The organism is Methylobacterium trifolii, from assembly GCF_022179685.1.
In the GTDB taxonomy this organism is placed as follows: Bacteria; Pseudomonadota; Alphaproteobacteria; order Rhizobiales; family Beijerinckiaceae; genus Methylobacterium; species Methylobacterium trifolii.
Genome location: NZ_BPRB01000268.1, coordinates 1 through 12095, shown reverse-complemented (window position 1 = coordinate 12095; position 12095 = coordinate 1). Strand labels below are relative to the sequence as shown.

General features: G+C 71.3%; 13 protein-coding genes and 1 tRNA gene. 10 read left to right on the top strand and 4 right to left on the bottom strand.

Features of this window, described 5'->3' with window-relative positions; all coding sequences use genetic code 11:
* The coding region (locus tag COGEMETH_RS21240) for an exopolysaccharide biosynthesis protein (RefSeq protein ID WP_238184596.1) at positions 1–315 on the top strand (315 nt) is incomplete at its 5' end.
* Between the two features lie 3 nt (positions 316–318).
* On the opposite strand, the gene COGEMETH_RS21235 is transcribed toward COGEMETH_RS21240, so the two are convergent.
* From COGEMETH_RS21235 to COGEMETH_RS25680, 3 genes are read right to left on the bottom strand one after another with little or no spacing between them, the layout of a single operon-like run.
* Entirely contained in the window at positions 319–1182 is an 864-nt protein-coding gene (locus COGEMETH_RS21235) for a metal ABC transporter permease (RefSeq protein ID WP_238184595.1), read from the bottom strand.
* Positions 1179–2033, bottom strand: a complete 855-nt coding sequence (locus COGEMETH_RS21230; RefSeq protein WP_238184593.1) for a metal ABC transporter ATP-binding protein — start codon at positions 2031–2033, stop codon at positions 1179–1181. The genes COGEMETH_RS21235 and COGEMETH_RS21230 overlap by 4 nt, the downstream gene beginning before the upstream one ends.
* Positions 2030–2164 carry a hypothetical protein gene (locus COGEMETH_RS25680; protein ID WP_283215039.1) on the bottom strand — a complete coding sequence of 45 codons (135 nt, stop codon included), beginning with the start codon at positions 2162–2164 and terminating at the stop codon, positions 2030–2032. The genes COGEMETH_RS21230 and COGEMETH_RS25680 overlap by 4 nt, the downstream gene beginning before the upstream one ends.
* A gap of 141 nt (positions 2165–2305) precedes the next feature.
* Here COGEMETH_RS25680 and COGEMETH_RS21225 point away from each other — a divergent pair, with 141 nt between their 5' ends.
* The 3 genes from COGEMETH_RS21225 (at position 2306) to COGEMETH_RS21215 (ending at position 3795) form a co-directional block, all read left to right on the top strand.
* The gene (locus tag COGEMETH_RS21225) at positions 2306–2806 is read left to right on the top strand and encodes a Fur family transcriptional regulator (RefSeq protein WP_238184592.1); all 501 of its coding nucleotides are present in this window, start codon (positions 2306–2308) and stop codon (positions 2804–2806) included.
* A gap of 294 nt (positions 2807–3100) precedes the next feature.
* Positions 3101–3556, top strand: a complete 456-nt coding sequence (locus COGEMETH_RS21220; protein WP_238184598.1) for an NUDIX hydrolase — start codon at positions 3101–3103, stop codon at positions 3554–3556.
* A 164-nt stretch (positions 3557–3720) separates the two neighbouring features.
* Positions 3721–3795 (top strand) — tRNA-Thr (locus tag COGEMETH_RS21215).
* Between the two features lie 11 nt (positions 3796–3806).
* On the opposite strand, the gene COGEMETH_RS25675 is transcribed toward COGEMETH_RS21215, so the two are convergent.
* On the bottom strand, positions 3807–3938 hold the full coding sequence (locus COGEMETH_RS25675; RefSeq protein ID WP_283215038.1) for a hypothetical protein: 132 nt from the start codon (positions 3936–3938) through the stop codon (positions 3807–3809).
* A gap of 377 nt (positions 3939–4315) precedes the next feature.
* Between COGEMETH_RS25675 and COGEMETH_RS21210 the strand changes: the two genes are divergently transcribed.
* The 6 genes from COGEMETH_RS21210 to COGEMETH_RS21185 all read left to right on the top strand — a co-directional run.
* A complete protein-coding gene (locus COGEMETH_RS21210) occupies positions 4316–5092 on the top strand; it encodes an ImuA family protein (RefSeq protein ID WP_238184591.1) in 777 nt (258 codons plus the stop codon).
* A complete protein-coding gene (locus COGEMETH_RS21205; protein WP_238184590.1) occupies positions 5004–6521 on the top strand; it encodes a DUF6504 family protein in 1518 nt (505 codons plus the stop codon). Before COGEMETH_RS21210 ends, COGEMETH_RS21205 begins: the two co-directional genes overlap by 89 nt.
* Before the next feature lie 5 nt (positions 6522–6526).
* Entirely contained in the window at positions 6527–9793 is a 3267-nt protein-coding gene (locus COGEMETH_RS21200) for an error-prone DNA polymerase (RefSeq protein ID WP_238184588.1), read from the top strand.
* A 184-nt stretch (positions 9794–9977) separates the two neighbouring features.
* The gene (locus COGEMETH_RS21195; RefSeq protein WP_238184586.1) at positions 9978–11075 is read left to right on the top strand and encodes a hypothetical protein; all 1098 of its coding nucleotides are present in this window, start codon (positions 9978–9980) and stop codon (positions 11073–11075) included.
* Between the two features lie 281 nt (positions 11076–11356).
* Positions 11357–11872, top strand: a complete 516-nt coding sequence (locus COGEMETH_RS21190; protein WP_238184585.1) for a hypothetical protein — start codon at positions 11357–11359, stop codon at positions 11870–11872.
* A gap of 42 nt (positions 11873–11914) precedes the next feature.
* Positions 11915–12095 (top strand): transposase (locus COGEMETH_RS21185; protein ID WP_238184583.1); only part of this gene is annotated, 181 nt, incomplete at its 3' end.

The following is a 12095-nucleotide window of genomic DNA, read 5'->3' as shown; positions in this document are numbered from 1 at the left end:
ACCCGCGCGGTGCCGCTGCTGCGCCGCCTGGAGCGATGGTCGCGCCCGCGCATGAGCGTGTTCGAGACGGCGCTCGGCATGCGCGGCATGGGGCTCGCGCTGCTCGCGCTGGCCATGGCGCTGATCGTGGCCGCCCCCATCGTCGGGCAGATTCCCCTCGGGCTCGCGGTCTGCCTCGTCGGCCTCGGCCTGGTCGAGCGGGACGGCGTCGTCGTCCTGGTCGGGCTCGGCATCGGCGTGGTCGGCGTCGCCCTGAACGCGGGCTTCGTCTACGCCATCGTCTCCGGCCTCATGAGTCTGCTCCACCTCTGGTAGGGACTACGCTTCCAGGTGGCGCGCCCGGACGAGGCGGTAGAGCAGGCCGCCTCGGGGGCCCGCCAGCATCGAGGCGATGTAGAGGGCGCCCGCCGCCAGCACGATCGACGGGCCGGTCGGCAGATCGAGGTGGTAGGAGAGACTGAGCCCGCCGAAGCTCGACAGCACCGCGATCAGCATCGAGGCGGGGATCAGGCCGCCGAGGTCCCGCGCCCAGAACCGGGCGGCGATGGCCGGCAGCAGCATCAGCCCGACCGCGAGCAGGGTGCCGAGCGCCTGGAAACCGCCGACGAGGTTGACCACCACCAGCCCGAGGAAGGCGTAGTGCGTCGGGCCGCCCGCGCGGCTGACGGTGCGCAGGAACAGCGGATCGACGCATTCCATCACCAGCGGCCGGTAGAGGGCGGCCAGGGCGAACAGGGTCAGCGTGCTGATGCCGCCGAGCAGCCACAGGGCGGAATCGTCCAGCGCCAGCACCGTGCCGAACAGGATGTGCAGCAGGTCGATCTGCGAGCCGCGCAGCGACACGAGGAGCACGCCGGCGGCAAGAGAGATCAGGTAGAAGGCGGCGAGACTCGCATCCTCCCGGATCACGGTGGACCGGGTGACGAGGCCGGCGAGCAGGGCCACCAGCAGCCCGGCCCCGAGCCCTCCCAGCGTCATCGCCGGCAGCGACAGGCCGGCCACGAGGAAGCCCGCCGCGGCACCGGGCAGGATCGCGTGGCTCATCGCCTCGCTCATCAGGCTCATCCGCCGCAGCATCAGGAACACCCCCACCGGGGGCGCCGAGAGCGAGAGGGCGAGGCAGCCGACCAGGGCGCGGCGCATGAAGCCGAACTCGATGAAGGGGGCCAGCGGATCAATCATGCCGCGCCCTCCGTCCCGGGGTGAGGATGGTGGTGGGCGTGCCCGTGTCCATGGCCCGCGTGGCCGGCGTCTTGCCCGTCGTGCGGCCGGGCCGCGTGGTCGCGGGCGCAGATGGCGGCCGTCTCGTCCCAGGCTTCGGAGAGTTGCGTGGCGCGGGCGAGGTTGGCCGGGCTCAGCACCAGGTCCGTTGCGCCCCAGGCGACCGGCTCGCGGGCGAGCAGCAGGGTCTGCGGGAAATGCGCCCGCACCTGTCCGAGGTCGTGCAGGGCGGCCACGATCGTGCGGCCGTCCCCGTGCCAGGCACGGATCAGGGCGATGAGGTCGGCGACGGTGCGTGCGTCCACCCCGGTGAAGGGTTCGTCGAGCAGGATCACCCGGGCATCCTGGAGGATCAGGCGGGCGAACAGGGCGCGCTGGAACTGGCCGCCCGACAGCGTCCCGATCGGCCGCCGCTCGAACCCCGACAACCCGACGGCGGACAGGGCCCCGGCCACGTTCTCGTGGTCGTCGGCGAGGCTGCGCCAAGCCCCGGCCCTGCGCCAGAGGCCCATGCTGGCGAGGTCGGCCACGCTCATGGGGAAGCTGCGGTCGATCTCGGCGGCCTGCGGCAGGTAGGCGATGGCGCGCTGCGCCACCCCGCGCTCGATCCGCCCGTCGAGGCAGGCGATCTCGCCGACGAGTCCCTTGAGCAGTGTCGACTTACCGGCCCCGTTCGGGCCCACCAGGGCCAGCATGTCGCCGGCCCGGATCGTGCCGTTGAGGTGGTGCACGGCCGGATGCCGGTCGTAGCCGAGGGTCAGGGCGTCGAGGCGGATGGCGCCGCCCGCCGGGGACCTGTCGGGACGCGTCATGCGGCGGTGGCCCAGAGGATCGCGAGCCAGAGCGGGCCGGCCAGCGCCCCGGCCAGCGCCAGGCGGACGAGCAGCCCGCTGCGGAACAGGGAGCCCCCGAGGGGAGCCGGCGGTCGGTCGGTCTGGGGCACGGGTGTCATCGCGGTAAAGGCCGGTGGCAGGGGGCCGGGCGGGAGCGCCGGTTTGCCGGGACCCGAGGGGCCGCCTATATTCGAGGTGATACACTGTAACAGCCGCACCGTTCAATCGGAGCGCGAAGGTCGGGGAGTGGAATGCACGAGCATGCCGCGCATGCCGGAGACGATTGCCGCGCCGCACGACCCGGCGACGTGCTCGCCCGTGCCGAGCGGCTCTGCAGCGAGCGCCATCTGCAGTTCACGCGCCTGCGCCGCGAGGTCCTCGAGACGGTGGCTGCCGAGGGCAGGCCGCTCGGCGCCTACGACATCGCGGAACGGTTGAGCGGGGCGGGCCGGCGGGTCGCCGCGGTCTCGGTCTACCGCGCCCTCGATTTCCTCACCGAACACGGTCTCGTCCACCGCATCGCCAGCCGCAACGCTTTCGTGCCCTGCGCGCACGAGCACGCGGCGCGCGAGGGGCTGGTCTTCCTGATCTGCCGCAGCTGCGGCATCATCGACGAGACCACATCTCCCGAAGTCGAGGACGGATTGGAGCGCACCCTGGCCCGCGCCGGGTTCCGCCCGGAAAGCCGTATCCTGGAGGTCGAGGGCGAGTGCGGTGCCTGCGCCGGGCAGAAGGCCGGGACGACGGTCTGACACCGTACGGGTATCGGTGGCGAAAACCTGTATATTGACAATTCTAGGGGACCGACCCGCTGCAGGCGTGAGGGCTGCGACATCCGGAGGCGGCTGTAGCGTTTTGGTTTGCCGGATAAATGAACGATCGCGCCGCATATCCTATTGTTACGGATAGGTCGTATCGTCGAGGGACGATTCCCGGTCCCGTCAGACAAGATTGTTGCCTGTGCCCCTGCGCTATCCCGTCCCGTCCAGGTCCTGCCCGTCCGCCTGTCCGGTGCCGCCGGACGCTGTCCGCCCGCCTTGCCCATGATGGTGGATGCGGGCGAGACCGAGCGCGAAGCACGGCGTCAGGTCGGCGTCCTGCCGTTCCGGCGCGATTCCGACGGGGCGTTCTCGGTGCTGCTCGTCACCTCCCGCGAGAGCCGGCGCTGGGTGATCCCGAAGGGCTGGCCGATGAAGGGACGCAAGCCCTACGAGGCGGCGGCCCGCGAAGCCTACGAGGAGGCGGGCCTCCTCGGGCAGGTCGGCAAGCGCCCCCTCGGCTTCTACCTCTACGAGAAGCGCCTGAAGAGCCGGGATTCGGTCCTGTGCCAGGTCAAGGTCTTCCCCCTCGAAGTGCGCAAGCAGCTCAAGGCGTGGCCGGAGCAGCACCAGCGCGAGCTGCGCTGGTTCCGTCCCGCCGAAGCCGCGGAGGCGGTGGCCGAGCCGGGCCTCGCGGCGATCATCCGCGGGGCTCTCAAGCGGAAAGGCCCGGCGAAGGGCTGACGCGCGGTGCCGCGGATGGGGACGGGTCTGTTCCGCCACAGGCCCGCAGCATCGCGACGCCAATCGCCTTCGCGGGCCGCGAAGCGATTGCCAAGGCCAGGATGATCCTTTAAGGCCCCACTCAGTTCGGACGGAAGCGCTTCCAGGCCACCGCCCGACCTAATGCTGCGGTAGCTCAGTGGTAGAGCACCTCATTGGTAATGAGGAGGTCGTGGGTTCGATCCCCCCTCGCAGCACCACTTTCGGTCATTCACGACAACATCCGATCGGGCCCGAGGATATCGTAGGCCTTCAGAGGCGCCGAGAAGATCTCCTTGACCGCGACGTGGAACAGTCGCTCGTCATGGATCGCGCGGCCGTATACGTCCGCCTTCTTCGACAACACTCGGCGCCTGGTGCCGTCGGCAGGGTCCCGGCAGGTGATCCACCTATATCCGGCGGCCGACGTAGAGCACACCGGCCGCCGCCACGGCGATGACGCATAGGGTGCCGAGCCCAGTGGCAGGTTTCGAGGCGGAGTCCGTCATCAGGCCTTGGCACGCGACAAGACGCGGCCGGATGTCGATCCGGCCTTGCAGGACCGAGTTTTCTCAACGTCCCAGGGCAGGGGCCTTTCTATCCACAGGACGAATTCAAGCGAATGTCGTTCTGTGCCAATGTTTTATGGTGGATCTGTCCACAGCGGCCCAGCTTGCGTTGACTCCTTCGTCATTAGGAACAAAATAGGAACATCGATCCTCTCAACAAAGCGGGCAACCCATGCCGGACGCCGCGGACGGACGCGACGACCGGCTCGCCGGCATGCGCCGACAGCTCGATGACCTGGCCTGCAAAAACATCGTTCGGCAGCGGACCCTGCCTTTCGGCCTGTCCGCCCTCGACGCCTCCCTGCCGGCCGGCGGCCTGCGCTGCGGGGGGGTGCACGAGGTCGGCGAGGTGGGCCCGTCCGCCGAATACGCGGCGCTCTCCGCCCTGTTCGCCGCCGCCGTGCTGGCCCGCCTGCACGGGCCGGTGCTCTGGTGCCTGCGAGGACGCGACCTGTTCGCCCCAGCCCTGGTCGGCGTCGGCCTCGCACCCGGCCGCGTCGTCTTCGCCGAGACCCGGTCCGACGCGGAGGTGCTGCCGGCGATCGAGGAGGGCCTGCACACCCGCGGCCTGTGCGCCGTCGTCGGCGAGGTCGCCCGGTTGGGGCTGACCGCCTCGCGGCGCCTGCAACTGGCCGCCGAGCGCAGCGGCGCCCTGGTCATCGTCGTGCGCCGCCACCGCACCGTGGCAGGGCGGGAGGCGGCCGACGACGAGCCCAACGCGGCGCTCACCCGCTGGCGCGTCTCGCCCCAGCCCGGCGCCGGGCCGCCGCTCTCCGGCCTCCCCCGGGCCCGCTGGCTCGTCGAACTCACCCGCGCCCGCGGTGCGGACACCCCCCTTTCCTGGATTCTGGACGCGCCTGATGCGACGGGTCGTCTCCGTCTACCTGCCGACCTGGCCGACCGATCTCTGGCGCCGCCGCAACGCCGCCCGCGCGCCCGCGTGGGATAGCCCGCTCGCCGTCGCCGGCAGCGCCGGGGCCAAGCGCGTCCTGGTCGCCGTCGACCGCGCCGCGCGCCGCCTGGGCCTGCGCCCCGGCATGGCGGTGGCGCACGCCCAGGCCGCGATCCTCGGCCTGACCGTGGTCGAGGCCGATCCTGACGCGGACGCGCACGCCCTGGCCCAGCTCGGCGCGTGGTGCCTGCGCCGCTACGCGCCGCTGGTCGCCCTCGATCTGCCAGACGGGCTCTGGATCGAGGTCGCGGGCAGCGCGCACCTCTTCCAGGGCGAGGAGGGCCTGATCGAGGACCTGCTCAGCCACCTCGCACGGCGCGCCCTCAGGGCCCGCGCGGTCGTGGCCGACACGCCGGGCGCAGCCTGGGCGGTCGCGCGCTACGCTCCCCGCGAGCGCGTCGTCGCCCCGGGCTGCCAAGTCGCGGCGGTGGCGGGGCTGCCCCTGCGGGCCCTGCGCCTGCCGCGCGAGACGGTCGCCGGGCTGACGCAGCTCGGCATCGAGCGGGTCGACCAGCTCGCGGACAAGCCGCGTGCGCCGCTGCGCCTGCGCTTCGGGCCGGAGCCGTCCTTACGCCTCGACCAGGCCTTCGGCCACGCGCCCGAGCCCCTGGCCTATCTCGACCTACCAGACGCGGCGCTAGCGCGCCTGGCCTTCGCCGAGCCGATCAGCACACCCGAGACTCTGGCGCGGGTCACCGAGCGGCTCCTCGTCGAACTCTGCGCCGAACTGGAACGGCGCGGGCTCGGGGCGCGCCGTCTCGACCTCGTGTTCCGCCGGGTCGACGGCGCGAGCCGGGGGCTGCGGGTGGCCACCGCCCGCCCCAACCGGACCGTCCGCCACCTGATGCAACTGTTCGCCGAGCGCCTCGCCCTGGTCGATCCCGGATTCGGCATCGACGAGGCGCTGCTCTGCGCCACCCGCGTCGAGTGGTTCGATGCCGCCCAGGCCGGTCTCGGGGTACTCGCGGGGGAGCCCGCCGAGGCCGACCTCGCCGAACTCGTCGACAGGCTCGGCGCCCGGCTCGGGCCCGGGCGGGTGTACCGGCTCGATCCAGTGGCCAGCACCCTGCCAGAGCGCTCGGTGCGCCGCGTCGGCCCCCTGGCCGCAGCGGCCGAGGCCGGCTGGCCGGCCGACCTTCCGCGGCCCGCCCGCCTGCTGCACCCGCCCGAGCCCGTGGCCGTGACCGCGCTGGCGCCCGACCACCCGCCGGCCCTGTTCGTCTGGGGGAGCAGACGCCTGCGCGTCGCCCGCGCCGACGGTCCCGAGCGGATGCACGGGGAATGGTGGGTCTCGGACGCCGACAGCGGCCTGGTGCGCGACTATTACCGGGTCGAGAGCACGGCCGGCGACCGCTTCTGGCTGTTCCGCGACGCGCCCGCCGCTGAGGGTGGCCGCTGGTGGCTGCACGGCGTCGGGGAGGCCTGAGGCGGGTGGCCTATACCGAGCTGCAGGTCACCACGCACTTCTCGTTCCTGCGCGGCGCGTCCGCACCGCAGGACCTGTTCGCCACGGCGGCGCTCCTCGGGCACACGGCGCTCGCCGTGACCGACCATGCCTCGCTCGCCGGCATCGTCCAGGCCCACGAGGCGGCGAAAGTGACCGGCCTGCGCCTCGTGGTCGGCTGCCGCCTCGACCTCGCCGAGCCGGGCGCACCCGCGCTCCTGGCCTACCCCACGGATCGCGCCGCCTACGGTCGCCTCTGCCGCCTGCTCAGCCTCGGCAAGGCCCGCGCCGGCAAGGGCGGCTGCCGCCTGCACTGGGCCGACCTCGCCGAATGGGGGGAGGGACTGGTCACCGTCCTGTTGAGCGACCGGCCCGACGCGGCCCTGGCGCAGGATCTCGCCCGTCTCAAGGGACTGTTCGGCGAGCACGCCTCCTGCGCCCTGACGCGCCGCTACCGGCCGAACGACGCCCTGCGCCTCGATGCGGTCGCGGACTTGGCGCGGGCGGCGCGGGTGCCGTGCGTGGCGACCGGCGACGTGCTCTACCACGAGCCCGCCCGGCGACCCCTTCAGGACGTGGTCACCGCGATCCGGCTGGGCACGAGCGTCGACCGGCTCGGCCATGCCCGCGAATCCCACGCCGGCCGCCATCTCGTGGCGCCCGCCGAGGCCGAGCGCCTGATGGGCCGGCACCCGGACGCGCTGGCGCGCACCGCCGAGATCCTGGCGCGGTGCCGCTTTTCGCTGGACGAGCTGACCTACAGTTACCCCACGGAGGCGGCGGCCGACGGCACCTCCGCGCAGGACCGGCTGGAGACGCTGACCTGGGCTGGAGCGGCCGAGCGCTACCCGGGCGGGTTGCCCGACACGGTGGCCGCCCAGATCCGGCACGAACTCGGCCTGATCGAGCGCCTCGCCTACGCCCCGTACTTCCTCACCGTCGACAGCATCGTGCGCTTTGCCCGCACCAAACACATCCTCTGCCAGGGCCGCGGCTCGGCCGCGAACTCCGCGGTGTGCTTCGTGCTCGGCATCACCAGCATCGACCCCGTGCAGCAGGGCCTGCTGTTCGAGCGCTTCATCTCCGAGAACCGCAACGAGCCGCCCGACATCGACGTCGATTTCGAGCACGAGCGGCGCGAGGAGGTGATCCAGTGGGTCTACGACACCTATGGGCGCCACCGCGCCGCCCTCTGCGCCACCGTGATCCGCTACGGTGCCCGGGGAGCCGTGCGCGAGGTCGGCAAGGCGCTGGGCGTGCCCGAGGACGTGACCGGCGCGCTGGCCGGCCTGGTCTGGGGCTGGTCGAAGGACGGAGTCGGCGAGAACCACGCGGGGGAACTCAACCTCAACCTCGACGACCGGCGGCTGCGCCTGACCCTCGACCTCGCCCGGCAGCTCATCGGCACGCCGCGCCATCTCGGCCAGCATCCCGGCGGCTTCGTGCTGACGCTGGGCCGGCTCGACGAACTCTGTCCGGTCTGCCCGGCCACGATGGCCGACCGGCAGACCCTGGAATGGGACAAGGACGACATCGAGACCCTGAAATTCATGAAGGTCGACGTACTCGGCCTCGGGATGCTGGGCTGCCTGCGCCGCGCCTTCGACCTGCTGGCCACCCACCGGCCGGGCGAGCCGACCGACCTCGCCGCGATCCCGGCCGATGACGGGCCGACCTACGCCATGATCCGGCGGGCCGACACGGTCGGCGTGTTCCAGATCGAGAGCCGGGCGCAGATGGCGATGCTGCCGCGGATGAAGCCGAAAGCCCTCTACGACCTCGTCATCCAGGTCGCGATCGTGCGCCCTGGCCCCATCCAGGGCGACATGGTCCACCCGTACCTGCGCCGCCGCGAGGGTCTGGAGTCGGTGACCTATCCGACCGAGGCCCTGCGGCAGGTGCTGGAGAAGACCTTGGGCGTGCCCCTGTTCCAGGAGCAGGCGATGCGGGTGGCCATCGTCGCGGGCGGCTTCACCCCGGCCGAGGCGGACAAGCTGCGCCGGTCGATGGCGACCTTCAAGTCCACGGGCGGGGTGTCGAAGTTCCGCGACATGCTGGTCGCCGGCATGGTCGGCAACGGCTACGCGGCCGACTTTGCCGAGCGTACCTTCAAGCAGTTGGAGGGCTTCGGCTCCTACGGCTTCCCGGAGAGCCACGCCGCCTCCTTCGCGCTGCTGGCCTACGCCTCGTCCTGGCTGAAATGCCGCCACCCGGACGTGTTCTGCTGCGCGCTCCTGAACGCGCAGCCGATGGGGTTCTACGCCCCGGCGCAACTGGTGCGGGACGCGTGCGAGCACGGGGTGGCGGTGCGGCCGGTCTGCCTGAACGCCTCCGCCTGGGACTGCACCCTGGAGCCGGCGGGCGGGCCCTGGCTCGCCGTGCGGCAGGGCCTGCGCATGGCCCGCGGCCTGTCCGAGGCCGACGGCATACGGCTCGTCGCGGCCCGTCCCCGGGCGGGCTACCGGAGCGTCGAGGAACTGTGGCGGCGCGCTGGCCTGCCGGGACGCGCCCTGCGCTGCCTGGCCGGGGCGGACGCGTTCCGCGACCTCGGCCTCGACCGGCGCGCGGCACTCTGGGCGATCCGCGGTCTGGCCGAGCGACCCCTCGACCTGTTCGCCGCCGCCGACGCGCGCGACGGCCGGTTGCGCCCGGAACTCCGGGAGCCGGCGGTGACGCTCGCGCCGATGAGCGCGGGGCGAGCGGTTGCGGAAGACTACTACGCCACGGGCCTGAGCCTGCGCGGGCACCCCCTCGACTTCCTGCGCGGCGACCTCGGAGCGCAGGGCTACCGTCCCTGCCGCGTCCTCGACGGCATCCGCAGCGGCCGGGGCGTGGCGCTCGCGGGGCTTGTGCTGATGCGCCAGAAGCCCGGTTCGGCCAAGGGGACGATGTTCATCACCCTGGAGGACGAGACAGGCATCGCCAACCTGATCGTCTGGCCCGCCGTGTTCGCGCAGCACCGCCGCCTCATCCTGACGGCCGGGATGATGGGCGTACGCGGGCGGGTGCAGCGCCAGGGCATCGTCGTGCACGTGGTCGCACAGGGCCTCGTCGACCTCACGCCGCTCCTGCGCCGGGTGGGCGAGCGTGAGGACGGCGCGGCGTTTCCGCTGCCGGCCGGCCGCGGCGACGAAGTCCGGGGCGGCGGAGGGCCGGACCGGCGGGAAGTGGAGACGTTGCAGCCCCGGCCGCGCGACTCCCTCGTCCCCGACCTCTCTCCCGGCATCAGGGTGCCGACGCGCAACTTCCGATGATTCGTCATCCCGTCTGAACGTGATCCGGCACCCCGTTGGCGGACGACCTCTCGCCGGGGGCGCGATCCGGCCATTCCGGGGCCGTAACAGGTCACGTCGTGCCGGATCGCACGGTGAGGTCTTCGTACCTGCTGCATCGTCTCCCATAAGGGCCTGAAGCCCTCCCGGCCGGACGACGCCCCCGATGACCCCTTCGCACCCCTTCGACGCCGCGGTCGCGGCCGGCATCATCACGACGGATCAGGCCGCGCGCCTCGCGGCGTTCTACGGGCCGGGACCAACAGGGCAGGTCGCGGTCGCGGGTTCGCCGGCCGCGACGCACGCGGTCTTCGATCTCGCGCATGTCCTCTGGTACGCCGGCGCCCTCATCGTAATCGGCGCTATGGGCCTGTTCTCCACGGTCGCCTTCGCGCAGATGGGCTCAGGCGCCCTCGTCGCGACGGCGCTCGCCTACGCCGTCCTGTTCACGGCCGCCGGGCACTACCTCTGGCGCACGAAGGGGCTGCCCGTCCCCGGCGGCCTCCTCGTCACGGTCGCGATCGCGATGACGCCCCTGGCCGTCTTCGGCGTGCAGGAAGGCCTGGGCTGGTGGGGCCGCTTCGGCGATCCGGGCCAGTACAAGGATTTCTACGTCTGGATCAAAGGCGGCTGGCTGCCGATGGAGGTCGCCACCCTCGCCGTGGCGCTGGTCGCCGTCCGCTTCTACCCGTTCGGCTTCATCACGATGGTCGCGGCGGTCGCACTCTGGTTCCTGTCCATGGACCTGACGCCCTGGCTTGCCGGCACCTTCGATTTCGGCTGGGCCCTGCGCAGCAAGGTCTCGATGTGGTTCGGCCTCGTCCTGATTGCCCTGTCCTGGACGATCGACCTTCGCCAGAGGCGCGCGGACTACGCCTTCTGGCTGCACCTGGCCGCCATCGCCGCGTTCTGGGGCGGCTTGACCTCCCAGAATTCCGACAGCGAAGTAGCTAAGCTCGTCTATTGCCTGATCAACGTCGGGCTGATCGGCCTGGCGCTCTTCCTCACGCGCCGGATCTACGCGGTGTTCGGGGCGATCGGCATCGCGTTCTATCTCGGTCATCTCGCCGAGAAGATCTTCAAGGACTCGCTGCTGTTCCCCTTCGCGCTCTCGCTGATCGGCATCGGCGTCGTCGGCGCGGGCCTGCTCTACCGCCGTCACCGCGACCGCATCCTATCCGCCTTCGAGCACGCCCTGCCGGCCGGTTTGCGGTCCCTGCGGCCAAGGCATGCACTCGGCCCGGCATCGGAACGGTCCGTTTGAGATGCACGTGGACGGGTTGCGCGATAATCGGCCGCTGAAGATCACACCCGCAGCCGGTCCATCCACTCTTGCCGAGATCGATCTGGGCCCTTTATGGTCCTGCTTTGGACTGTGATAGAGCATCTGATCGAGCTGAGGAGTGGTCAGCCGATCCACCTTCGGTGCGTATTCGTCGGCGGGACGATCCGTCGCGTTAGCCATGTTTCGGAAGCGAAGGCTTTGGTTCCGCGCTCCCGGACCGGCAAGCGGAACAATAACCTTGGCGGTTCGTTCTTCGGTTCATGGAACACGTCAGGTCCACCATCGCCACGACTGCCTTCGCCGTTCTCGGATTGGTGGCGGCAGCGCATGTTCTGCATCCGCGTGATGCTGCCCTGGATAAGACCAGTCCTGCCCGTGATGCGGTCCTTTCGGGACAGGCTTCGGCCCAGGGGGCCTGGGTCAGTCCTCCTGCACGGACGGCATCGGTCGCTCCGGCGTCGTCTCGCAGCGATAGGCGGACCATCCTTGCATTTCCCGAGGTCGGCCATCCGGCTTCGTTCACGCTCGTGACGCCGGATGTGATCGCCTTGCCGATGATCCCCGAGACGGTACAGGACGCGGCAATGCTGCGCCGGCGTCCCGTTCAGGTCGGCGTTCGCCAGACCCCGATGGTCGGCAAGCGCATCACCGTCGCCGACCGGCGCAACGCCGATCGGAACGGCGCGACGTCACCCACCGAGACTACGCCTGCTTCGAGCGATCCCATCGGCGATCTGCTCAAGACGCTCGGCCTCGGCCAAGGCCGTGAAGGCTAGAGCGTGTTATGAACTTCTAGGTTGGGTTTTGCGTTTGGGTTTATGAGCCTGGATCGCCCCGCCTACCCGTCCGACGTGAGTGATGAGGAATGGGCGGTCGTCGCCCGTTACCTGACGCTGTTGCGGGCGGATTGCGAGCAGCGGGACCACGAACTTCGCGAGGTGTTCAACGGGCTGCGCTACATCGTGCGGACGGGTGCGGCATGGCGGTTCATGCCGCACG